We start from the raw sequence: 23945 nt of genomic DNA, 5'->3' as shown, positions 1-23945 counted from the left end.
CCGCCCAGGGGCTGGGCATCCTGCTCGGCGGCCTCCTCGTCGAAGCGGCCGGACCGGAGCACGGCCTGGCGATCGCCGGCGCCGCCGGGCTGGTCGCGGGAGTGCCGGTGCTGCTGGCCTGGAACAGGGCCACCAAGGCGTCCCCCGGTCCACGTGATCACGATGCTCGCGTCGCTCCGGGGCCGAGGCAGCAGCCTCGTTGAGGCATCGCCGATCTACGCGCGTGCTCGTCGGATGCCCGTCGGCACGTGCTGGACGCATCACATGGCTCAATCGCCGGTCAACGCATCGCGAAAGCTCTGGAATCGTGATGTATACGATGCTGCTGTGGAATCCACGCGGAACGATCGTGACTCGGCCCCGTCTGCCTCATTCTCCATCGCAGGTGAGAGGGCTGTTCCCGGCAGGGAGCAAGGGCGGTTCGGCACGGGGCCGCTCTCGCGCGTCGCCGCGCTGGTCTACACCCTGCTGGTCGTCGAGCTGCTGTTCCTGGTCACCGCCGCGCCAGGGCTGGCGGCGCTCGTCCTGCTCGACCGCGACGCGAGCAACATCCCGCTGGCCGCGCTGTGCGCGCTGCCCGCCGGGCCGGCGCTGTCGGCCGCCCTCTACGCGCTGCGCCACCGCAGGTCCGACCTGACGGACCTGCGTCCCGCGGCGGCGTTCTGGCGCGGTTACCGGGGCAACGTCGCCGGGGTCATGAAGATCTGGGCGCCGTGGCTGGCGGGGCTGGCCGTCGTGGGGACGAACCTGGCGAACTTCGCCGCCGCGGGCGTCCCCGGCTGGTGGGCGGTGCTGCTCGTCGCCGTCGCCGTGGCGGCGGCGCTCTGGGCCGCCGCCGCGCTGGTCATCACCTCGCTGTTCGCGTTCCGGGCGGCCGACGTCGCCCGGCTGGCGTCGTACGCGCTCGTGCGGTTCCCCGGCGTCACCGTGAGCAACCTCTGCCTCCTCGTGGTGGCGGCCGGGCTCACGCTGGTCGCCACCGAGGCGGCGGTGACCCTCCTGGCCGTCGTCTTCGCGGCGGCGCTGCTGCGCAACAGCCGCCCGATGATCGACGAGATCAGGGAGAGGTTCACCGCCTGAGGCGCCGGCGCGTCACGGGATGCGCCGGCCCCGGGCGTCTGGCACCCCCGACTTGCGGAAGAAGTAGGCGTTGACCTGGTCGCGCCACTCCTCCGCGCAGCGGAGCTGCTCGCCGAGCAGCTCCGTCACCCGCGCGTGCAGCGCCGCGTCCCCCGGCTCCGCCCGCTCCCACAGCCGCCGGCTCCCGGCCACCTCCTCGACCCCGGCGAAATGGGTGTCGTAGATGTGCTGGATGACCGTGGTGCCGTCGTGCAGCACATGCCCGTACGGGACGTGGTGGAAGAACAGCAGCAGCTCGTCGGGGCAGGTGCCGGGCGACTCGTAGACGTCGGACCACGGCTGCGGATACTGGCCGGTGAACCCGGTGCCGGACGCGCGGGTGCGGTCGACCCCGACGCCGTCGCGGTCGGCGAAGTGGTACGTGCCCCACGGCGTGTACTCGTAGCCGTCCACGTCAGGGCCGTAGTGGTGCCCGGGACGGACCATGAACCCGACGCCCAGCGGCGCCGTGTAACGCTCGTAGGTGCGCCACGAGCCGTCCATCATCGCGTGCAGCGTGCGCCGCAGCGGACCGGGGTCGCCGCCCTGCGCCGGCGCGAACGTGAGGTCGATCCACTCGTCGAGGAGGGCGTCGGGCTCCAGCCGCGGGTCCCAGGCCAGGCGGCCGAAGGCGTACAGGTTGGCCTGCGCGAGCGGATGGCCCGTCCAGTAGAAGTCGTCGCCGACGTTGGAGACCGCGACCAGGCCGCCGCCGCCGCCCGACGCCCCGACCGCCACGTCCGCCACGCTGCGCCCGGCCCTGTCCCCGGCGGCGTCCCCGGCGGCGTCCCCGTCCTCGCCTGGGCCCCACGGCCTGAACCCGAGCACCTCCTTCCACATCGGCGCCAGGTAGCACACGTGCCGCTGCTGGCCGGTGTACTCCTGCGTCACCTGCAACTCCACCGCCAGCCGGGTGGACGGCATGGCCGCGATCACCGGCGACACCGGCTCGCGCGTCTGGAAGTCCATCGGGCCGTGCTTCACCTGCAGGATCGCGTTGTCCCTGAACCGCCCGTCGAGCGGCGCGAAATGATCGTGGGCGGCGCGGGCGCGATCGGTCGACCGGTCGCGCCAGTCCTGCCGGTGGTTGTAGACGAAGGCCCGCCAGTGCACGACCCCGCCGAACGGGGCCAGGGCGTCGGCGAGCACGTTCGCGCCGTCGGCGTGGCTGCGCCCGTACGCGAACGGCCCGGGCTGGCCTTCGGAGTCGGCCTTGACCACGTACCCGCCGAAGTCGGGGATGGCGGCGTACACGTGCTCGGTGGTGCGCGCCCACCACTCCCGCACCCGCTCGTCGAGCGGGTCGGCGGTGGGCAGCCCGCCGAGCCTCATCGGCGAGGCGAAGGTGACCGACAGGTGCACCCGGATCCCGTACGGGCGCACCTCGTCGGCGATGGCGGCCACGTCGCCGAGCCGGTCGGTCAGGAGGTGGGCCTCCGTGGCGTGCACGTTGACGTTGTTCACCGTGATGGCGTTCACGCCGGTCGCGGCCAGCAGCCGCGCGTAGGCCCGTACCCTGGCCAGGTCGCCGCGGGGGCCGCCGTCCCGCCAGAAGATCGACCCGCCGGAATAGCCGCGCTCGACCTGGCCCATCACCGGATGCACGTCGACGTTGTCCCAGTGGTCGAGCATGCGCCGGCGCGCCGCGGGCCGGTGCGGCTCTGCGGGGCGCTCGCCCGCGAACGCCTCCTCGCCCAGCCTGACCACGTGGAACAGCCCGTAGAGCAGGCCGGCCGGATCGCCGGCCAGCACCACGGTGACGCCGTCGCGGCGGGCGAGCAGGTAGCCCTCCTCGCCGATGGCGGACCCGCCCTGCCCAGCCAGGACTTCCCGCGCGGCTGCGAGCGCGCGGGCCACTGAGGGGCCCACTGAGGGGCCCACTGAGGGGCCCGCGGAGGTGACGGCCGGGGGAGCCGCGCTTGAGAGCGCGAGCACGAGGTCGGGGGAGCCCGCCGCGTCCTGCTCCAGGGAGCCGCCGTGCCGGGCGCAGGCGTGCCCGACCTCCGCGCGTACGGTGCCGGTGAGGAGCCCGTCGCCGAGCACGAGGACGCGGCGCGCGCCGACCGCGCGGAACGCGCCGGGGGGAAGCCACGCGGGATGGACGTCCGCCAGTTCGGGAATGCTCACGTGTTCCTCTGTCCGCTCAACGATGGGCTGATCCGTCCGCGAATCTACCGAAAACAGATCACCCGGCGCCGCCGGGACGTCGCCCTCGACACGCGGGAGGCCGAGCGAGGTCCCCGCCTGACCGGCGGATCCCGCGGCGCCGCCTCTTCCTTCGATGAGCGTCAAGGCATATAAGTAAGTATCTAGTTCGTTCGTTGATCGATGCGCCAGGAAGGTGAGAAGCCCATGCTCGCCACCGGCCAAGGCATGCCGCGCCCTCTCGGCCGCCGCTCCGCGAGCCCTTCACCGGCGCTCGCGACGGTCTGTCTCTCCGGCACCATCGAGGACAAGCTCGCGGCCGCCTCCGCGGCGGGCTTCAGCGGGATCGAGATCTGTGAGGGCGACCTCATCGTGTCGAACTGGTCGCCGGGCCGGATCCGGCAGGAGTGCGCCGACCTCGGCCTGACGATCCATCTCTACCAGCCGTTCCATGACTTCGAGGCAGCACCGCCCGCGACTTTCGAGGCGAATCTGCGGCGGGCGGAGCGGAAGTTCGACGTGCTGGAGCAACTCGGCGCCACCACGATGGCGATCTGCTCGACGACGTCCATGGCGGCCATCGACGACGACGACCGCGCCGCGCAGCAGCTCCACACGCTGGCGGGCAGGGCCGCCCGGCGTGGCCTGCGTATCGCCTACGAGGGCCTGGCGTGGGGCCGGTTCGTGAACACCGTCGACCACGCCTGGCAGATCGTCCGGCGAGCCGACCATCCCGCGCTCGGCTTATGCCTGGACAGTTTCCACGTGTTCGCCCGCGGTGAGGACCCCGCCACGATCCGGGCCGTGCCCGGGTCGAAGGTGTTCCACCTGCAGCTCGCCGACGCACCGCGGCTGAACATGGACGTGCTGGAGTGGAGTGAGCACCACCGTTTGTTCCCCGGGCAGGGCGCTTTCGATCTGGCCGGCTTCGTCGGCCATGTCCTGGCCACCGGATACGACGGCCCGCTCTCGGTCGAGGTGTCCAACGACGTCTGCCGGCAGGCGGATCCCCGGCACGTCGCCGTCGACGCGATGCGCTCGCTGCTCTCGCTGGAGGAGACGGTCGGAACGGCCGGCCCGGCGGCGGTTCGTGAGCGCGTTCGGCTGGCCGATCTGCCGCCGGCTCCGCACCTCGGCGGTCACGTGTTCACCGAACTCGCCGTGGATGAGGTCTCCGGCCCTGTCCTCGCGCGGGCGCTCACCGCGCTCGGATTCACCCATACCGGCCAGCATCGCTCCAAGCCGGTCCAGCTGTGGTCGCAGGGCACGATCCGGCTTCTGCTGAACTTCGCCCCGCAGCGGACGGTGCCGCCGGGCACTGCGGCCATCTGCGCGCTGGCCGTGGAGAGCGCCGACCCGGCCGGTTCGGTCCGGCGCGCTGAGCGGCTGCTTGCGCCCGTGCTGCCCCGCGTCCGCCGGAGGGAGGAGGCCGATCTCGACTCCGTGGCGGCCCCCGGCGGAACGGCCGTCTTCTTCTGCCGCACCGGCGGCGACGACAACTGGCTCGACGATTTCGCCCCCACCGGCCGCGTGGACCGCGGCGACGGTCTGTTGACCGGGACGGACCATGTCTCGCTCACCGAGTCGGTCGATGACTTCGACCAGACCGCGCTCTTCTATAGCGCTGTGCTCGGCCTCCAGGCGACGCAGACCACCACGCTGCCCGCGCCGTTCGGGCTGATGCACAGCCGGGCCGCGACCGACCCGGAGCAGCGCGTCCGGATCGGTCTCAACACCGCGCCGCTACGGCGGGGCGACTGGTCGCCGGCGGTGCCGGACCCGCAGCACATCGCCTTCGGCACCGACGACGCGATCGCCGGCGCGCAGGCGTTGCGGGCACTCGGCGCGCCGCTGCTGAGGATCCCCGACAACTACTACGACGACCTCGACGCCCGCCTGGCGCTGCCACCACGACTTCTTGCGGCGATGAGGCGGCATTCCCTGCTCTACGACCGCGATCAGCACGGCGAATACCTGCACTTCTACACCGAGATGCTCGGCGCGCGAATCTTCTTCGAAGTGGTGCAGCGCGTCGGTGGGTATTCCGGCTACGGCGCTCCGAACAACGCGGCGGTGCGCATGGCCGCCCACCGCAGGCGGCGGCTGACCAGTCTGAGGGAGCCGTCCGCCCCCGCCGGCGGTGACCACGCGCACGACTATTCGCTGGCGCATCTGACGGCGCTGAGCCTGTCTCCGCCCGACCTGGTGAGCGCCGCCGCTGACGCAGGCTATCGGTACGTGGGCCTGCGCATGACCAGGGTCACTCCGCACGAGCCGCACCATCCCCTCGCCACCGACCCGGCCCTGATGAGGGCGACCAAGGTCCGTCTCGCGGCCACGGGGGTCGAGGTGCTCGACATCGAGCTCGCCCGGATCCCGCCCGAGGCCGACCCCGCGGACTTGCTGCGCTTCCTGGAAGCCGGCGCCGAGCTCGGTGCCCGCCACGTCATCTGCCAGCTCCCGGACCCGGACTTCGCCCGCAAAGCCGACCGGTTCGCACGACTGTGCGAACTGGCCAGGCCGCTCGGCCTCACCATCGATCTCGAATTCCCGTCCTGGACCCAGACCGGCGACCTCACGCAGGCCGTACGCGTCCTGCGTGAGACCCGCCGGCCCAACGCGGGCATCCTGATCGACCTGATTCACTTCGCACGCTCCGGCTCCAGCGTGGCCGAGCTGCGTGATCTGCCATCCGAGTGGTTCCGTTTCGCCCACGTCTGCGATGCCCCGGCCGAGGCGCCGGACACCCAGGAGGAGGTCGTCCATGCCGCGCGCTTCGAGCGCCTGTTCCCCGGCGAGGGCGGCCTCGACGTGCACGGCATCCTCGGCGCCCTGCCGCCCGGGATCCCGTACGCCCTGGAGATCCCCCGGGCCACCCTCGTGGCCCAGGTGGGCGCCAAGGAGCATGCCCGCCTGGCGATCACCGCGGCGCGCCGTCACCTCGACGTGGCCGCCCGGCGGACGGGCCCCACAGAGGCGGCATAGACGATCAGCAAATATGGCAACGTAACTCACTAGTACGTACATTAGTGCTGCCGGGTTTGAGTCCTGGCTGTCTACGGGCCCGCGCCGGCGCTCACGCGTCTGTCGCACCTGCTGGAAAGGGAGACGTGATGGATTCGTTCCTGGTGGGGTTGATCGGCTCGGGCATCGGCCCCTCCTTGAGCCCGCCGCTGCACGAGCAGGAGGCCGTGCACCACGGTTTGCACTACGTCTACCGGCTGCTCGACATCGATCGCGTGGGTGGTGACCTGGGCGAGCTGGTCCGCACGGCGCGGCGGTTCGGCTACGACGGGCTCAACGTCACCCACCCCTGCAAGCAGGCCGTCATCCCGTTCCTGGATGAGCTGTCGCCGGACGCCCGCATGCTCGGCGCGGTCAACACCGTGGTGTTCGACGGCGATCGGGCCATCGGCCACAACACCGACTGGACGGGCTTCGCCGAGTCGTTCGCCCGCGGCCTGCCCGACGCGCCGACCAGCCGGATCGTGCAGCTCGGTGCCGGGGGAGCGGGGGCCGCGGTGGCGCACGCCATGCTCACCATGGGAGCCGACCGGATCACCGTCGTCGACGCCGACGTGGCGCGGGCTCGCGCCCTCGCTGGTGAGCTGGCCGCCCGGTATGGCGCCGGGCGCGCCCGCTTCGCGGCCCAGGCCGAGCTGCCGGAGCAGCTGGCGCGGGCGGAGGGACTGGTGCACGCGACCCCGACCGGCATGGCCCGCCATCCGGGCCTGCCGCTGCCTGCCGAGTTGCTCCACCCCCGGCTGTGGGTGGCCGACATCGTCTACCGGCCGCTGGAGACCGAGTTGCTCAAGCAGGCCAGGGCGCTCGGCTGCCGCACGCTGGACGGCGGCGGCATGGTCGTCTTCCAGGCCGTGCACGCGTTCAGGCTGTTCACCGGCAGGGAGCCGGACGCCGAGCGGATGCTCGCCCACCTGACCGACCTGATCGCCGTCTGAAGAGGAGAAAGCATGCGCAAGTCCATCGCCACCGTGTCCGTGAGCGGCACGCTGGCCGAGAAGCTGGAGGCCATCGCAGCCGCCGGGTTCGACGGGGTGGAGATCTTCGAGAATGACCTGCTGGCCAGTCCCCTGCCGCCGGAGGAGGTGCGGGCCAGGGCCGCCGACCTCGGCCTCGGCATCGACCTCTACCAGCCCTTCCGCGACTTCGAGGCGGTGGACGCCGGCACGCTGGCGCGCAACCTGCGCCGGGCCGAGCACAAGTTCCGGGTGATGGAGCGGCTCGGCGCGGACCTGCTGCTGGTCTGCTCGAACGTCTCGCCCGACGCGATCGCCGGGGACGAACAGGCGGCCGAGCAGCTCCGGCTGCTGGCCGAGCGGGCCGCCGGCCACGGCATCCGCATCGCCTACGAGGCGCTGGCCTGGGGCCGGCATGTCAGCGAGTACCTGCACGCCTGGCGCGTCGCGCGGTTGGCCGACCATCCCGGCCTTGGCGTGTGCCTGGACAGCTTCCACATCCTCTCGCGCGGTTCCGACCCCATCGGCATCGAGGCCATCCCCGGCGACAAGATCTTCTTCCTGCAGCTCGCCGATGCACCCCCGCCCGCCATGGACGTGCTGCAATGGAGCCGCCACTACCGCTGCTTCCCCGGGCAGGGCACCTTCGACCTGACCGGGCTGGTGGCCAGCGTGCTGCGCGCGGGCTACACCGGGCCGCTGTCGCTGGAGGTGTTCAACGACGTCTTCCGCCAGGCGTCGGCGGAGCGCACCGCGCTGGACGGCATGCGCTCGCTGATCGCCCTGGAGCAGAGCCTGCGCGGCGAGACGCATCCGGCCGCCCCCACGGGGTTCGCCTTCGCCGAGCTGTCCGGCACAGGGCCGGTGGGCAGGCTGCTGGGCGTGCTCGGCTTCGCGCGCACGGGCACGCACCCCACCAAGCCGGTCGAGCTGTGGGAGCAGGGTGGCGCGCGGCTGCTGCTCAGCGCCGCCACCACCGCCGCCACCACCACCACCACCGCCGCCACCACCGCCGCCGCCACCACCACCGCCACCACCACCGCCGCCGCCGCCACCACCACCGCCGCCACCGCCGCCACCGGCCCCGCGCTCATCGCCATCGGCCTCGACAGCCCCGATCCGGCCGGCGCGGCCGAGCACGCCGAGTCGCTGCTCTCGCCGGTGCTGCCCCGCGAGCGCGCCCCCGAGGAGGCCAAGCTGGAAGCGGTGGCCGCGCCGGACGGCACCGAGATCTTCTTCTGCGACCAGGCCTGGCTCGCCGACTTCGCCCCGGCCGGGGCGGTGCCGGGCCCGGTCACCGGCATCGACCACGTCGCGCTCGCCCAGCCGTGGCACCACTTCGACGAGGCACAGTCGTTCTACCGCAGCGTGCTGGGCCTGCGCCCGCAGGAGAGCCTGGAGGTGCCCGACCCGTACGGGATGTTGCGCAGCAAGGCCATGTCGGGGCCCGGCGGCGCCGTGCGCATGGTGATGAACATCGCCCAGGTGGGGGCCGACCACCTCCCGCGGCAACACGTCGCGCTGGCCTGCGACGACGTCGTGGCCGTCGCCCGGAGGCTGAGGAGCGAGCATCCCGGCCTGCTCCTGCCCATCCCGGGCAACTACTACGACGACCTGGAGGCGCGCCACGAGGCCGATCCCGAGCTGCGCCGCCTCGGCGTGCTGTACGACCGGGACGAGCACGGCGGCGAGTTCCTGCACCTGTACACCGTCACGGTGGGGCGGGTCTTCTTCGAGCTCGTGCAGCGCGCCGGCGGCTACCAGGGCTACGGCGCCGCCAACGCCCCCATCCGGCTCGCCATGCAACATGCGGCAGGTCACTAGGATGGGCTGGTGACCTCTCAGCCCGCCGCCCCCGAACGCCAGCGGGACCCTGACCGCACCAAGGCGGAGATCCTCGTGGTCGCGCAGCAGGAGTTCGCCCGCCACGGCTACGCGGGGGCGCGGGTCGATGAGATCGCCGCCCGCATGCGGACCACCAAGCGCATGATCTATTACTACTTCGGCAGCAAGGAACGGCTCTACATCGCCGTCCTGGAGAAGGCCTACGCCGAGGTGCGCGAGATGGAGCGGGCCATCGAGGTGGAGCACCTGGCTCCGCTGGAGGCCATCCGCACGCTGGCCGAGCTGACCTTCGACCACCACGACCTGCACCGCGAATTCATCAAGCTGGTGACGATCGAGAACATCCACCAGGCCGAGCACATCCGCAAGTCACCGGCGCTGGCCGGCCTGGGCACGCCCGTGCTCGACCTCATCGAGACGATTCTCGACGCGGGCACGGTGAGCGGCGACTTCGTCACCGACGCCGACGCCATCGACGTGCACATGCTGATCAGCTCGTTCTGCTTCTTCCGGGTGGCCAACCAGCACACCTTCGGAGCGCTGTTCGGGCGCGACATGACCGCGCCCGAACACCGTGGCCGGCTGCGGCGGATGGTGGGGGACGCGGTCGTGGCCTATCTGCGCGGCGCGGGCGCCTGATCCCGGCCGGCGGGCCCTGGCTCGTGATCGCCGGCCGTGACCCGCCGGTGCCCGCACGTTTCCCCGCTCCTGAGCCCCGACGTCGCGCCGATCAGCCCGTGACCTCGACCTTCCCGGTCGGGCGCGGGCTGTGGCAGTCGTTGAAGAAATACTCCCCCGGTTTCGTGAAGGTGTATTGGAACGACTCGCCCGGCCTGAGCCGTACATCGAACAGTCCCTCGAAGAACTGGGTGGCCCCGTGCACGTGCACGTTGTCCGGCGGGTTGACGAACGTCACCGTGGTCCCCGCCGGCACCCGCAGGTGGGTGGGCGCCATGGCGTTCACGGCCGTGGACTCGACCGCGCCCACCTGCCCGCCGGCGTAGACGCGGGCGAGCACGACCGTGTCGTTCACGACGGACCCGTCCACCGGCCCGCCTGAGACCGGCCGGCGCACCACGGGCGGGGGCGGCGCGGTGGCAGGGGACACCCGTCCGCCGAGCTTGAAAGCCCACAGGTGGTCGCCGCGCGGAGCGGAGTTGCCGTAGGGGATGCCCGTGCCGCCGGCGTAGACGGCGACGTACTGCTCGCCGTCCACCTCGTACGCGATGGGGCTGCTGCTGATGGCCGCGCCGGTCTGCCAGCGCCACAGCTCGCGGCCGTCGCGGGCGTCCAGGCAGAGCAGGTTGCCGTCGGGCTGGCCGATGAACAGCAGATCGGAGGCGGTGGTGAGGATGCCGTTGCCGTGCGCCAGCGAGTAGGGCAGGTTCTTCTTCCAGCGCACCCGGTTGGTGGAGGGGTCCACCGCCACGACGCCGCCGGTCATGTACTCGCCCGGCGGGCGCAGCCCGTTGGAGGACTCGGTGAGGGAGTGGGCGGCGGCCACGTACCCGAAGCCGGTGTAGACGAGCCCGGTGCTGTGGCTGTAGGACTGGTGGCTCCAGTCGGCGCCGCCGCCGTGGCCGGGGATGGTGAGGATCGGCTCGTCCCAGTGCGGCGTGTACAGCGCGCCGATGGTGTAGTTCGGCACCGCTCGGTGCGGGAGACCGGGCAGTTGCGTGCCCAGCGGCTGCCACACCGGCTTCAGCTCCGTCCAGCCGCCCTGGCGTGGGAAGGGCTGCGTCGGCCACGTCTTCTGCCGCGGCTCCTGCGGCACGGGCAACTCGTCGATGCCGAGAGGGGCGGAGCCGTCGGCCCGGTCGAGGATGTAGTACATGCCGGTCTTGCTGCCGTACACGACGAGCTTGCGCATCCGGCCGCGCACGCGGGCGTCCACCAGCACCGGCGCCATGACGTTGTCCATGTCCCAGATGTCGTGGTGGACGGACTGGAAGTGCCAGCGGTGGGCGCCGGTCTTCAGATCCATGGCCACGATCGAGTTGGCGAACAGGTTCTGCCCGCCGCGCTCGGAGCCGTCCTGCGACGACCTGCTGCCCCTGGCGTTGCCGAACGTCCAGTAGACCAGGCCGAGCTCGGCGTCGATCGCGCAGTGCATCCACGGTGTCGCGCCGCCGGCCTGCCAGGAGTCGCCCTCCCAGGTGCCGCCGCCGACCTCGCCTGGAGCCGCGGTGCCCCAGAAGTGCCAGACCAGGTCGCCGGTCCCGGCGTCGAAGGCGAGGGCCGCGCCGCGAGGCCCGTCGTTGGTGCCGCAGTAGAGCATGCCGTCGTGGTAGGTGACGGCCACCTTCTCCAGGTTGCCGTAGCCGTTGTGCTGCCGTTCCCAGAGAACCCGGCCGGTGCGCTGGTCGAGGGCGATCAGCCAGTTGCCGTTGGCGCAGGTGTACACCTTGCCGGCGCCGACCGCGACGCCACGGCGGGTGACCGCGCCGCGCGTCTGCTCGTACTTCCATATCGTCGCCCCGGTACGGCCGTCCACCGCGACGACGTTGCCCAGCGCCGATTCGATGTAGAGAACGCCGTCCACGGCCACCGTGGAGCTCTGGCTGTTGCCGGATGCCAGGCCGCCCTCGATGTTGTTCACCCACGCGGCGCGCAGCCGTCTGATGGTGCCACGGTGAAGGTCGCGCAGCCGGCTGTGGTTCTGATTGGCCAGGTTTCCGCCGATCTTCGGGAAATCCCGATCGGAGCGCTTGGTGGCTGCCGATGCCGGGGCCTGCCCGGCTCCCGCAAGGGCGACGGCGGCAACGGCGCCCGCGAGTAACTCTCTGCGACGAACCATGAGCATCCCCTAACGTTCCATTCTGTGGACTCTTGTATCCGTGTGATGCATAGATCGCGACACATTGCTCGTCAACGGACCATTTGAACCGTCTAGCGGACCTCGATTCTCGCGTGTCATGACGGTTTCAGCCCCGCCGGGCATCAGACGAGTCACGGACTCACCCCCGGGCGACCGTCAGGAGAAGAACTCCCCGTGCCGCGGGCGGCGAGCCGGAGCGGGCCGTCACAGGCCGAGATAGATGCGCCGGACCTGGGGGTCGTTTCTCAGCTCGGCGGAGGTGCCCGTTGCGGCGATCACGCCGTTCTCCATGACCAGGCAGGTGGTGGTGACATCGAAGGTGAGCTTGGCGTTCTGCTCGACGAGCAGGATGGCCAGGCCGTCGGCGTTGAGCCGCTTGAGCACGCCGGCGATCTCGGCGACGAGAATCGGCGACAACCCCATCGAGGGCTCGTCCAGGAGCATCACCTGGGGCCGGCACATCAGCGCCCGGCCCACCGCCAGCATCTGCTGCTGCCCGCCGGACAGCGCGCCCGCCAGCCGGTGGCGCATCTCGCCCAGCACCGGGAACAGCTCGTACACCTCGTCGACAGGGGTGCGTTTCCAGCTCTTGGTGTACGCGCCGAGCAGGAGGTTCTTCTCCACCGTGAGGCCTGGGAAGACGTGCCTGCCCTCGGGGACGTATCCGATGCCGTGCCTGACCAGCGTGTGCGCGGGCGCGCGCAGCAGGTCGTGGTCGCCGAAGCGGATGGCCCTGGCCTGACGCGGCGCCAGCCCCATGACGGCCTTGAGCGTGGAGGACTTGCCCGCGCCGTTGGCGCCGATGATGCCCAGCGACTGGCCGGCTTCGAGGGTGAAGGAGACCTCGTGGGTGGCGCGGACACCGCCGTAGTGCACTGACAGTTCCTCGACGGTGAGCGTGGTCATCGGGTCGCCTCCTCCACCGCGGCCTCCGCGGTCTCCTCGGTCGGTGCAGCCATCGAGTCACCGAGGTAGGCGGCCACCACGTCCGGGTGCACGGCCACCTCGGCGGGCGGCCCATCGGCGATGACCTTGCCGCTGGACAGCACCGTGACCTGGTCGCACAGGGACATGACCAGCCCCATGTGGTGCTCGATGATGATCACGGTGACGCCCGAGTCCCTGATGGAGCGCACGATCTCGGCGAGCTGCCGCACCTCCTCGCCGTTCAGCCCGGCGGCGGGCTCGTCGAGCAGGAGCAGGGTGGGGGACATGGCCATGGCGCGGGCCAGTTCGATGCGGCGCTGGATCCCGTACGGCAGTGAGCGCGGCTCGGCGTCGGCGACCTCGGTGAGCCCGAAGCGTTCGATGAGCTCCTCCGCCCTGCGGCGCAGCGTCCGTTCCTGGCCCAGCACCTTCCACGGCAGGATCGGGTAGCGCCAGATCCAGAAGGCGCGGGTGCGGTCAAGGGCGAGCAGCAGGTTCTCGCGCACGCTGAGATCCTCGAACAGGCGCAGGTTCTGGAACGTGCGCGCCACGCCGCGCTGCGAGAGCCGGTAAGGCGCCAGCCCCGTCACCCCGCGGCCGCGCAACTCCACCGACCCCTGCGTGGCCGTGTAGAAGCCACTGATCACATTGAACAGCGTCGTCTTGCCCGAGCCGTTCGGGCCGACGATTCCGCGGATCTGACCGGTGGGAACGGTGAGGGACACCGCATCGAGGGCGACCAGTCCCTTGAACCGCATCGTCACCTCCCGGACCTCCAGCGCGGCCTGCCCGTCGACGACGGACGCGGCGTCGTAGGGCAGGAACGGGCCCAGCTGAGCCCGCGAGGCGCCGGTGCGCCGGCGCACCAGGTGCCTGATCTGGCCGGGCAGGCCCGCCAGGCCCTTGGGAGCGAAGACCACCACGAGCACGACCACCAGGCCGTAGCCGAGCTGGGCGTAGCCGGAGGCGTCCAACAGGGCCTCTCTGATCAGGGAAAGCCCGATCGCGCCGACGACGCAGCCCAGGATGCTGCTCCGGCCGCCGATGATGACCATGGCGAGCAGCAGGAACATGTTGGCGATGTTGAAGGACTCGGGGGCGACGAAGCGGATGAGCCCGGCGTACAGGATGCCGGCCACGCCTCCGTACAGGCCGGACAGCACGAACGCGGTCATGCGCAGCAGCGGGATCTCCGCGCCCAGCGAGCCTGCGGCCAGGTCGTCGTCGCGCATCGCGCGCAGCCGGCGGCCCAGCGGCGAGCGGGTGACCAGCAGCGCGAAGGCCAGCGCGACCGCGAAGACGATCACCTCGACGTAGTAGAACAGGTAGCCGCTGGACAGGTCGATGCCGAACATGGGCGGCACCGGGATGTCGCTGATGCCCTCGGCGCGGCCCGCGATCGTGGAGTTGGTGACCCAGTTGGTGAAGGCCAGCGCGAGGCCGAGGGTGACGATGCCCAGGTAGTGCGACTGCATGCGCAGCGCCGGGATGCCGGTCAGCACGCCGAACACCACCGCGGTCAGCAGCGCCAGCACGGCCGCCGTCCAGAAGCCGAGCCCGGCCTCGGTGGTCAGGATGGCCACCGTGTAGGCGCCGACGCCGAAGAAGGCGACCTGGGCCAGATTGATCTGCCCGGCCACGCCCATCGTCAGGCCGAGCCCGATGGCCAGGATCGCGAAGATGATCGCGACGTCGGCGACGTGGATGGCGTAGCCGCCCAGGCCGTAGGGCAGCAGCCAGGCCGCGACCGCGGCGATGGCGATGAGCACCAGACGTTTCATGCGCGGTTCACCGTTGCCTCTCCGAAGATGCCGGTGGGGCGGATCATCACGATCACCGCGAACACCAGGAAGGTCACGAGTTCGGAGTACTCCTGGAAGTTGCCGGCGGCGAAGGCGTCGAGCAGGCCGAAGGCCAGGCCGCCGACGATCGCGCCCGGCATGCTGCCGAACCCGCCGAGCATGGCCGCGGCGAAGCCCTTGATGCCGAGCGTGCCGCCCATGGTCGGGTTGACGTACAGCAGGGGCCCGATGAGGCTGCCGGCCAGCGCGGCCAGGCCGGCGCCGATCCCGAAGGCCAGGGCGTTGCTGCGGCCGACGTGGATGCCGCACGCGGTGGCGGCCTGGTGGTCCATGGCGGCTGCCTGCATGGCCGCGCCGCGCTTGGTGCGCTGCAGGAACAGCGCCAGCAGCCCGGTCGCGGCGGCGGCGACGGCGATGACGAGCAGGCTGTAGGCGGGGATGCGGATGCCGCCCAGGTCGATCGGCCCCGTCGCGACCGGCGACGGCACGGCGTGCCCGGTCGCGCCCCAGACGAGCACCGCGCCCGCCTCCAGGACGGCGCCGAAGCCGATCGTGCCGATCAGCATCAGCGTGAAGTCCTTGTTCTCCAGCGGCCGCAGGAAGCGCTCGATCACCAAGCCGATCAGGCCGGTGACCGCGATCGCCACCACGACGGCCACGGCGAACGGCAGCTTGCTGGCCATGTAGAAGGTGGAGGCGGCGTACGCGCCGATCATCACGACGCTGCCGTGGGCGAAGTTGACCAGGCCCATGGTGCGGTAGACGATCGAGAAGCCCATCGCCACCAGCGCGTACACCGCCCCGAAGGTGATCCCGCCGATCAGGGTCTGAAGGAAGACCTGCACGTCAGCTCGCGGCCTCGGGCACGACCTTGCCGTCCTTGACCAGGCCGATCTTGGTCTCGTGGATGCCGACGCCGTTGGCGTCGTAGTTGTAGGTGCCGAGCAGCCCGGCGCGCTTGGCGCCGCGGATGGCGTCGGCCAGTTTCTGGCCGCCCTCGCCGCCCGTCTGCTTGAGGGCCTCGACGAGGATGGACGCGCCGTCGTAGGCCTTGGCCACGTGCATGCGGGCGTCCTCATGGTAGACGGACTTGTACTTGGCGGCGAACTCCTCGATCTGCGGGCTGGCCTCGTTGCTCAGGTAGGGGGAGCTGACGATGGTGCCTTCGGCGTTCTCCGAGCCGGCCGTGGTCGCGTACACGTCGGTGCCCACGGGGGCGCCGCCGGCGAAGACCGCCTTGATGCCGAGCTCGCGGGCCTGTTTGGCGATCAGCCCTGACTGGACCTCCTCGGCGCCGATGAACAGCACCTCCGGGTCCTGCTCGCGGATCTTGGCGAGGTTGGAGTTGAAGTCCTTCTGGTCGGGGGTGACGACCTCGTCGGCCAGCGGGGTGACGTTCCTGCTCTTGAGCGAGGCCAGGAACGCGTCATGCTCGCCGGCCCCGTACGCGCCGTTGTTGCTGATCAGCGCGATCTCCTTCATGCCCTTGTCGTCCACCAGGTGCTTGGCCAGCGTCTCGTCGAAGGTGACGCTGGTCGGCGCGTTGAGGAACAGGAACGGGCTGCCCAGCTCGGCGAGCTTGGGCGACTGGCCCGAGGTGATGTTGGGGATCTTGGCGTCCTTCAGGATGGGCGCCATGGCCAGGGTCACCGCGCTCTCGGTGGTGCCGAGCATGGCGATGTAGCCTTCGGCGGCGATCTTTCTGGCCACGTTCGTGCCCACGGTCGGGTCGCCCTGGCTGTCGAACAGGTCGAGCTGAATCTGCCGTCCGTTGACGCCCCCTGCCTTGTTGGCCTCGTCGATGGCGAGTTTGACGCCCTTGTGCTCCCACTGGCCGAGCGAGCTGAGCTGGCCGCTCTGCGCGTTGACGTTGGCGATCTTGATCGGGCCGGTGGCCGTGGCTGCGGTGTCGGCTTGCTGGCCGGGCGGGGCACAGGCGGCGACGGTGATCAGGGCCGCTGCTGCGATGGAGAATCTCGTGAAACGCACGGTTCACCTCGTCGGGGGGTAGGTGAGTCTCAATTCACGGACTAGTACGTTCGTTATAAGTGACAGGAACGGTTGAGGGAATCTCGAACTTACAACGGTTTCAGCCCTTCAGTCGGTGAAGAGACCCTGGTATATGTCCGTGATGTTCCAGTGGCCGGGCGTCGGAACCGGCTCGTTCACCATCGGCACATCGATCACGGCGGGTCGTCGGTTCGTGATGGCCTCGTGTAGCGCTGTGCCGAGATCGTCGGGCGTGGCCACCGTATGCCCGTCGGCCCCGCAGGCTCGGGCGAGTGCGGCGAAACCGGGGCTGTAGGGCCGCCCGGCGGGATCGACGAAGTCGCAGCCGTGGCTGCGGCCGAAGTGCGCCGACTGCAGGTCGGAGATCGTGCCGTGGGAGCGGTTGTTCATCACTACGAAGATCACCGGAGTGCCCTGCTCGACCGCCAGCGGCAGCGAGGGGAGCTGTGCGCTCATGCCGCCGTCGCCGACCAGCGCCACCACGACGGCCTCAGGCCGGGCCAGCTGCACGCCCACGGCGGCGGCCGGGCCGAAGCCCATGGTGGAGGCGCCGCCCGGGGTGATGAAGCGGCCCTCGGCGGGCAGCTCGTAGCACCGCGCCACGCCGTTCTTGTTCCAGCCCACGTCGGTGACCAGGAACGCGTCCGGCGGCAACGCGTCCCGCAGGTCCTTCAGGATGCGCTCGGGCCGCAGCGGGAAGTCCGCGCTCCCGCCGCGTTCCCGGCTGGCCGAGAACAGCTCCGATCGAGCCTGCTGGATCTGCTTGCGAAGCTCGGGCCTCGAACGTGCGGCGTGAGACGTGGCGGCATCGGCGATCGCCTCGACCGCGAGCCGGACGTCGGCGACCGCGCCGATGGCGGCGGGGTAGTTGCGGCCGATCTCGGCCGGGTCGATGTCGATCTGGATGAGCGTGCTGCCGGAGAGGTCCCATGTGAAGCGGGGATCCCAAGAGCTGGCGTCGGTCTCGGCGAAGCGGGTGGCGAGCGCCAGCACCACGTCCGCCTCGCGGGCGTAGGCGTTGGTGAGCTCCAGTCCCCAGAAGCCGGGCATACCGAGGAGCAGCGGGTGCGCGTCGGGCACGGTCCCCTTGGCCATGAGCGAGTGGACGATGGGAAGGTCCAAGTGCTCGGCCAGCCGGATCAGGGCCTCGGGCCTGTCGCGCAGCCCGCCGCCCACGTAGATCAGCGGCCGCTCCGCCGCGGCCAAGCGCGCGGCGATCAGCTCGGCCGTGTCCTGCGGCAGCCCGGGCCGCGCCGCGCGGCTGATCGGCGGATACGGTGCGGCGGGACGGGACAAGACGTCCATCGGCACGTTCACCAGCACGGCGCCCGGACGTCCCGCCGTGGCCGTCCAGAAGGCGCGCTCGACGAAGCGGCCGAGGTCCTGGGCCCGGTGCACGTTCCAGGCCCGCTTGACGAACGGCCGGAACACGCTCGCCTGGTCGGCGTCGGCGTGCAGGTTGATCTCCTGGTGGGGATGCCGGCCCTGGTAGTAGGACGGGATGTCGCCGGAGATCACCACCATCGGCACCGAGTCCAGCGCGGCCGTCATGACGCCGGTGGCCGCGTTGGTCAGGCCGGGCCCGACGTGGACCAGCAGGACTCCCGGCTTGCCGGAGGCCCGGGCGTAGCCGTCGGCGGCGTGCGCGGCGGCCTGCTCGTGGCGGCCGATGACGAAGCGGATGCGGCTGTCGGCCAGCGCGTCCAGAACGGCGATGTTCGTGTGGCCGCACGTGCCGAAGACGTACTCGACGCCGAGCTCCTCGAGTTGGGCGACGAGGGCGTGAGCGGCTGTGGTGGTCAACGGTCTCCCCAGATGGTCAGGCCTTTGAGCATGAGCGTCTTGGTCACGGTGAAGTCTTCGATCATCCAGCGCGGCGACTCGCGGCCGATGCCGGAGTCCTTCACCCCGCCGAACGGGACGTGGTCGAGCCGGAAGTTGGAGGAGCCGTTGACGACCAGGCCGCCGACCTCCAGCTCGCGCCAGGCGGTGATGACGCGGCGGACGTCGTGGGTGAACAGCCCGGCCTGCAACCCGTACGCGCTGCGGTTGCACGCCTCGATCACAGCGTCGAAGTCGTTGTAGGGCAGCACGGCGACCAGGGCGCCGAACACCTCCTCGCGAACCACCCGGGCCTCGGCGGGCGGTGCGACGACGACGGTCGGCGCCATCACGGCGCCGTCGCGCGTGCCGCCGGCCGTCACCCTGGCGCCCTGACCGGCGGCCTCAGCGGTCCAGCGGACCACCCGCTCGGCCGCGTCGTCGTCCACCATGGAGCCGACGTCGGTCGCCGGATCCAGGGGATCGCCCACGACCAGGCCTTTGACCTGCGCGGTCAGCTCCTGCGAGAACTCCTCGAAGCGGCTGTGGTGCACGTACACGCGCTGGACGGAGATGCAGCTCTGCCCGGAGTTGCTGTAGCCGGTCCGCGCGCAGGCGGACGCCGCCTCCGCGATGTCGGCGTCCTCGCAGACGATGGTGGCGGCGTTGCCGCCGAGTTCCAGCATCACCCGTTTCGGCCCGGCGGCGTGGGCGACGGCGTGGCCGGCCGTGACGCTGCCCGTGAAGCTCACGACGGCGATCTCCGGCGCGGCGCACAGCCGCGCGCCCAGCTCCCCGCCCCCGTGCAGGACCTGCACCGCCTCCACCGGCATGCCGGCCTCCAGCATCAGCTCGACCAGGGCGGTCGAAACCGCGGGGGCCTGCGGCGGCGGCTTGACGATCGTGGTGTTGCCGGCCGCGAAGGAGGCTGCGAGCTTGTGCGCGAGCAGGTTCGCGGGCGCGTTGAACGGCGTGATCGCCAGCACCGGGCCCGCGGGCGCCCGCTGGGTGATCGCGGTGTTGCCCACCCCGCGGCCCCAGCCCGCCACGGGCAGCACCTCGCCGCCGATCATCCTCGCCTCAGCCGCGGCGACGGACAGGGTGTCCGCGACACGCACGATTTCACCACGCCCGTCCTTGAGGGGTTTGCCCAGCTCCAACGCCAGCAGCCCTGCGAGGCGGTCCCCCTGCGCCGTGACCGCGGCCGCGGCGCGTTCCAGGACGCCGGCCCGGGTGGCGGGCGCCAGCCGCGCGACACGTCCGGCCGCTTGCCGCGCGTAGGCCAGGGCCGCGTCGACGTCGCCGGGTGGGGTGGTTCGTGCCCGGCTCACGACCTCCCGCAGGTAGGGGCCGACGCGGTCGGCGTGCTCTCCGCTGGTCAACCACTCCCCGGCGACTAAGCACCTGGCTTCGTTGATGGTGTTCATGGTCGACGACTCCCATCGATCCGCGCAGTGGTTCTCAAACTCCGCAGTGTGGATTGCCTCACGGTATGAGCATGCCGAAGGTTCTGGCAAGGGGGTCGGGTAATCCACTTGATGGTTCTTATGGACCGCTATGCGGACTGGGTGTTAGCGTACGGACCACATGAGAAGGTGAGCGGCAGATTCGCCTTCAACTCACAAGTGAGGATCCGTGCCTTCATCCATTCCTGCGGAGCCCGGGGAGAGCGGGGGCGTGCGCAGCGTCCAGCGCGCGTTCGACATCCTCTCCCTGCTCACCGAGGATCGCCGGACGCTGACGATCCGCGAGGTCGTCGACGAGACCGGACTGGCCAAGACCACGGCTCTGCGGCTGTTGCAGACGCTTGAGCACATGGGCCTGCTGTGGGCCACGCCCAAGGGCTACACGGCCGGGCCGGCGCTGTGGCGCTGGGCCCACCTGGCCCGATCGGCGTGGGAACTGCCGCCTGAGACCGTCCAGCTCATGCGTGAGCTGGGCATCCGGCATCGCGAGACCGTCAACCTCTACGTGCTGCGCGACACGCACCGCATCTGCATCGCCCAGCAGGAGAGCCCGCAGCCGCTGCGCCACGTGGTGCGGGTCGGCGACGAGCTGCCCCTGTGGGCGGGGGCCTCCTCCAAGATCCTGCTGAAGGACGCCTCGGAGCGGCTGCTCCAGCGGGTGGCCCGCTCCTCTCCCGACGGCGCGGCACACCTGGCCACGTTGCGGAGCTGGATCGACGAGGCGGCACACGCGGGGTACGCGGTGAGCCACGGCGAGCGCGAGCCCGGCCTGTCGGCGGTCGCGGTCCCGGTCACGGGCGGTTCGCGAGCGACCGTGGCGGCGCTGACGCTCAGCGGCCCCACCGTCCGCTTCACCGAAGAGCGTGTCGGGATATTCGCCGCAGATCTGCGCGAGGCCGCGAAGCGCATGTCGGAGCGCGGGTTCGACCATCCACTGACCTGACCTATGGAGCGTGAATGCAGCAGTTGCCACTGGACGGCGTCAAGGTCGTGGACCTGACCAACGTACTGGCCGGGCCGTACTGCAGTTACCAGCTGATGCTGTTCGGCGCGGAAGTGGTCAAGGTGGAGCTGCCCGGCGCAGGGGACCTCGCCCGGCGGCTCGGACCCGACCCGGAGCTCAATCGGGAGCAGATGGGGGCCTCCTTCCTCGCCCAGAACGCCGGCAAGAGGTCGGTCGAGCTCGACCTCAAGAGCCCGGCAGGGCGGGCCGCCTTCGAGTCGCTGGTGGCCGGGGCCGACGTCCTGCTGGAGAACTTCCGCGCCGACGTGCTGGCGAGGCTCGGCTACGGCTGGGACCGCCTGCGCGAACTCAACCATGGCCTGGTCTACTGCGCGATCTCCGGCTTCGGCCAGAGCGGACCGATGAGCGGGGCGCCCGCCTACGACCAGATCATCCAGGGGCTGTCCGGCATGATGAGCGTCACCGGCACGCCCGACACCGCGCCACTGCGGGTGGGTTTCCCCATCTGCGACACCATCGGCGGGCTGATGGCCGCGCTGGCGGTGTCCGCCGCGCTGGCCGGGCGCCACCGCACAGGGCAGGGCTGCTTCCTGGACCTGTCGATGCTGGAGGCGTCGATCTCGGCTATGGGCTGGACGGTGTCGAACTACCTCATCAGCGGCGTGGAGCCGGAGCCGATGGGCGACCAGAACGCCACCGCCGCCCCCTCGGGCACGTTCGAGACCGCCGACGGGCCGCTCAACATCGCCGCCAACCAGCAGCCTCAGTTCGAGACGCTGTGCCGGCTCGTCGGGCGGCCCGACCTGCCCGCCGATCCGCGCTTCGCCGAGCGGGAAGCGCGCAAGACCCACCGGCGGGAGCTCAACCGGGAGCTCAACCAGGCGCTACGGGCCAAGACCGCACTGGAATGGGAGGAGATCCTTTCCCGCGAGGGCGTGCCCGCCGCCCGAATCCTCACCGTCCCCCAAGCGCTCACACTCGACCAGGTGCGTCACCGGGGCTTTCTGACAGAGGTGCCGTTCGCCGGAGCGGACGAGCGGCGGGTCACGGTGACGGGGAACGGTGTCGTCGTCGACGGCGTCGCCCTGCGCCCGCGCGGGCCGGCCCCGCTGCTGGGCGAGCACAACGACGAGTTCGGGGCCGGGTCATGAGCGAGCCGGCCAGGACCGGGGAGGCCGCCCCCGCGGCAGGCCGCGCCCCCGAGACCGCGGTGGCCGACTGGTGGGCGACAGCGGTGTCGCGGATCGAGCCCGACGTCATCGAGCTGCGCGGGCGGCCGGTCCAGGATCTCATCGGGCGGATCGGCTTCGTCGAGATGATCTGGCTCATGCTCCGCGGCGAGCGCCCCGACCCGCGCAGGGCGGCGCTGCTGGAGGCGGCCCTGGTCTCCTCGGTCGACCACGGGCCGCACGCGCCGTCCATCGCCGTCGCCCGGATGGCCGTGACATGCGGGGTGGGGCTCAACAATGCCGTTGCCACAGGCGTCAACCTGCTCGGCGACGTGCACGGCGGCGCGGGCGAGCAGTGCGTGGCCTTGCTCGAGGAGGTGGTCGCCGACGGCGACGTGGCCGCCGTGGTCGCCCGCCGGCGCTCGCGGGACAAATACCTGCCGGGGTTCGGCCATCGTTTCCACACGCGCGATCCACGCCGGGATCCGCTCCTGGACCTGGTGTCCGAGGCCGTCACGGCTGGAGTGGTGCCGGGCGCACACCTGCGAGCCGCGATCGAGGTCGAGCGGCTGATCGCACCGGTGCCGATGAACATCGACGGCGCGACCGCCGTGGTCTACGCCGAACTGGGCTTCCCCGCGCCGCTGGCGCGCGGGCTCTTCGTGCTCAGCAGATCTGTCGGCATCCTGGCGCACGCCTGGGAGGAAGCCGGGCAGGGACGGCGCAACAAGGGGCCGATGCCGCCGTCCGTGCTGCCTACCTGGCTCTGAGCGTGGGAAGGGGAGACCCGCTGCGGTGGATCTCCCTTCCCGCGGTCCCGGCGCGCCTTGCCGGGTGTGCGCAAGAGCTTGTTCCCGCGAAGATCCGTGGTTACGCTCAAGCTCCCCCAGTGGACCTATCGATCCGCCTGGTGGATCGAAATGCGAGGTGTCCATGCGCAGCCGACTCTCCATCGCCACCGCCGCCGCAGCGGCGGCCGTCCTGCTCACCGCCACCGCCCCCAGCTCCGCCGCCTCTCCCGAAGGGGCGCGCAACCTCGGTGATCCCGACTACGGGGTCTGCCGGGGCACCGACCCCCGCTGCTATCACGACTGGGGCAACTTCGACCCCTCCGAGGGTTACAGGCTGCTCGTCTACAGCCGCACCGCCGGCCCGCGTCACGCCCACCTCGGCACCCCGCTCGCCCCTGGCATGAACCCGCCGCTCAACGACGACAACGTCGCCGTCAAGGCGATGGTCGAGCTGGGCCGGGAGAACGGCTTCACCGTCGACCACACCGAGGACGTCGCCCAGCTCGCCTCGGCCGGGCGGCTCCTGAACTACAACGCGGTGATGTTCCTCAGCACCACCCGCGACGCCCTCGACGACGCCGCCCAGACCGCGCTGCGCCAGTACGTCCGCGCGGGCGGCGGCTTCATCGGCGTGCACAACGCCTTCGGCACCGAGTACAACTGGCCCTGGTACGAGGGCCTGCTCGGCAACGCCAACTTCTACGACCACAGCGCCAACCAGCCTGGCACCGTGGTCACCGTGAACCGCCGCGACGCCTCCACCCAGGGGCTACCCCGCACCTGGGCCTTCTCCGACGAGTGGTACAACCTCGTCCCCGCGCCCACTCACGTCCGGGTGCTGGCCGAAGTGGACGAGAACACGCTGGCCCGCGGGGTACGCGGCAACCTCGGGCACCCCGGCCACGGCAGGCATCATCCCGTGAGCTGGTGTCAGTACTACGACGGCGGCAAGGCCTGGCTGACCACCCTCGGGCATGACGTCAAGGCGTGGACCGATGAGCCCATGGAGGGCGACCGGTATTTCGTCCAGCACCTGCTGGGAGGTGTCAAGTCCGTCCTCGGCATGGCTCCGTTCTGCCGCTGAGATCGGC

17 protein-coding genes and 1 pseudogene are annotated in these 23945 nt (G+C 71.1%); 10 read left to right on the top strand and 8 right to left on the bottom strand.

Annotated elements, in window-relative coordinates; genetic code table 11:
- Positions 1 to 203 (top strand): annotated as a pseudogene (locus ABGB14_RS45620) (hypothetical protein); the annotation flags it as partial.
- Positions 204 to 327: 124 nt separating this feature from the next.
- On the top strand, positions 328 to 1080 hold the full coding sequence (locus tag ABGB14_RS45615; protein ID WP_347650143.1) for a hypothetical protein: 753 nt from the start codon (positions 328 to 330) through the stop codon (positions 1078 to 1080).
- Between the two features lie 12 nt (positions 1081 to 1092).
- Here the strand turns inward: ABGB14_RS45615 and ABGB14_RS45610 are convergent, their stop codons facing one another.
- Positions 1093 to 3246 carry an alpha-glucuronidase gene (locus ABGB14_RS45610; RefSeq protein WP_347650142.1) on the bottom strand — a complete coding sequence of 718 codons (2154 nt, stop codon included), beginning with the start codon at positions 3244 to 3246 and terminating at the stop codon, positions 1093 to 1095.
- Positions 3247 to 3471: 225 nt separating this feature from the next.
- Between ABGB14_RS45610 and ABGB14_RS45605 the strand changes: the two genes are divergently transcribed.
- The 4 genes from ABGB14_RS45605 (at position 3472) to ABGB14_RS45590 (ending at position 9725) form a co-directional block, all read left to right on the top strand.
- Complete coding sequence (locus ABGB14_RS45605) at positions 3472 to 6249, top strand: TIM barrel protein (protein WP_347650141.1); 2778 nt, start codon at positions 3472 to 3474, stop codon at positions 6247 to 6249.
- A gap of 128 nt (positions 6250 to 6377) precedes the next feature.
- Positions 6378 to 7223 carry a shikimate dehydrogenase gene (locus ABGB14_RS45600; RefSeq protein ID WP_347650140.1) on the top strand — a complete coding sequence of 282 codons (846 nt, stop codon included), beginning with the start codon at positions 6378 to 6380 and terminating at the stop codon, positions 7221 to 7223.
- 12 nt (positions 7224 to 7235) lie between these two features.
- Positions 7236 to 9065 carry a TIM barrel protein gene (locus ABGB14_RS45595; protein ID WP_347650139.1) on the top strand — a complete coding sequence of 610 codons (1830 nt, stop codon included), beginning with the start codon at positions 7236 to 7238 and terminating at the stop codon, positions 9063 to 9065.
- A 9-nt stretch (positions 9066 to 9074) separates the two neighbouring features.
- The gene (locus tag ABGB14_RS45590) at positions 9075 to 9725 is read left to right on the top strand and encodes a TetR/AcrR family transcriptional regulator (protein ID WP_347650138.1); all 651 of its coding nucleotides are present in this window, start codon (positions 9075 to 9077) and stop codon (positions 9723 to 9725) included.
- A 91-nt stretch (positions 9726 to 9816) separates the two neighbouring features.
- On the opposite strand, the gene ABGB14_RS45585 is transcribed toward ABGB14_RS45590, so the two are convergent.
- The 7 genes from ABGB14_RS45585 to ABGB14_RS45555 form a co-directional block, all read right to left on the bottom strand.
- Positions 9817 to 11883 carry a PQQ-binding-like beta-propeller repeat protein gene (locus ABGB14_RS45585; RefSeq protein ID WP_347650137.1) on the bottom strand — a complete coding sequence of 689 codons (2067 nt, stop codon included), beginning with the start codon at positions 11881 to 11883 and terminating at the stop codon, positions 9817 to 9819.
- Between the two features lie 225 nt (positions 11884 to 12108).
- Positions 12109 to 12810 carry an ABC transporter ATP-binding protein gene (locus ABGB14_RS45580; protein ID WP_347650136.1) on the bottom strand — a complete coding sequence of 234 codons (702 nt, stop codon included), beginning with the start codon at positions 12808 to 12810 and terminating at the stop codon, positions 12109 to 12111.
- A complete protein-coding gene (locus ABGB14_RS45575; protein ID WP_347650135.1) occupies positions 12807 to 14612 on the bottom strand; it encodes a branched-chain amino acid ABC transporter ATP-binding protein/permease in 1806 nt (601 codons plus the stop codon). The genes ABGB14_RS45580 and ABGB14_RS45575 overlap by 4 nt, the downstream gene beginning before the upstream one ends.
- On the bottom strand, positions 14609 to 15478 hold the full coding sequence (locus ABGB14_RS45570; RefSeq protein ID WP_347650134.1) for a branched-chain amino acid ABC transporter permease: 870 nt from the start codon (positions 15476 to 15478) through the stop codon (positions 14609 to 14611). Before ABGB14_RS45570 ends, ABGB14_RS45575 begins: the two co-directional genes overlap by 4 nt.
- Position 15479: 1 nt before the next feature.
- The gene (locus ABGB14_RS45565) at positions 15480 to 16622 is read right to left on the bottom strand and encodes an ABC transporter substrate-binding protein (RefSeq protein ID WP_347650133.1); all 1143 of its coding nucleotides are present in this window, start codon (positions 16620 to 16622) and stop codon (positions 15480 to 15482) included.
- 108 nt (positions 16623 to 16730) lie between these two features.
- Positions 16731 to 18446, bottom strand: coding sequence for a thiamine pyrophosphate-binding protein (locus ABGB14_RS45560; RefSeq protein WP_347650132.1), 1716 nt, complete (start codon positions 18444 to 18446; stop codon positions 16731 to 16733).
- Positions 18443 to 19891 (bottom strand): aldehyde dehydrogenase family protein, encoded by a 1449-nt coding sequence (locus tag ABGB14_RS45555; RefSeq protein ID WP_347650131.1) that lies wholly within the window; start codon positions 19889 to 19891, stop codon positions 18443 to 18445. The genes ABGB14_RS45560 and ABGB14_RS45555 overlap by 4 nt, the downstream gene beginning before the upstream one ends.
- A gap of 250 nt (positions 19892 to 20141) precedes the next feature.
- On the opposite strand from ABGB14_RS45555, the gene ABGB14_RS45550 reads away from it, so the two are divergent.
- From ABGB14_RS45550 to ABGB14_RS45535, 4 genes are all read left to right on the top strand, one after another.
- On the top strand, positions 20142 to 20873 hold the full coding sequence (locus ABGB14_RS45550) for an IclR family transcriptional regulator (RefSeq protein ID WP_347650130.1): 732 nt from the start codon (positions 20142 to 20144) through the stop codon (positions 20871 to 20873).
- 14 nt (positions 20874 to 20887) lie between these two features.
- The gene (locus tag ABGB14_RS45545) at positions 20888 to 22045 is read left to right on the top strand and encodes a CoA transferase (RefSeq protein ID WP_347650129.1); all 1158 of its coding nucleotides are present in this window, start codon (positions 20888 to 20890) and stop codon (positions 22043 to 22045) included.
- Positions 22042 to 22833 carry a citryl-CoA lyase gene (locus ABGB14_RS45540; protein WP_347650128.1) on the top strand — a complete coding sequence of 264 codons (792 nt, stop codon included), beginning with the start codon at positions 22042 to 22044 and terminating at the stop codon, positions 22831 to 22833. The genes ABGB14_RS45545 and ABGB14_RS45540 overlap by 4 nt, the downstream gene beginning before the upstream one ends.
- A gap of 163 nt (positions 22834 to 22996) precedes the next feature.
- Positions 22997 to 23938, top strand: coding sequence for a ThuA domain-containing protein (locus tag ABGB14_RS45535; RefSeq protein WP_347650127.1), 942 nt, complete (start codon positions 22997 to 22999; stop codon positions 23936 to 23938).
- The last annotated feature ends 7 nt before the right edge of the window (positions 23939 to 23945 follow it).

This window comes from Nonomuraea sp. B10E15 (assembly GCF_039871615.1).
Lineage (GTDB): Bacteria > Actinomycetota > Actinomycetes > Streptosporangiales > Streptosporangiaceae > Nonomuraea.
This window is presented reverse-complemented; position numbering and strand designations above follow the sequence as displayed.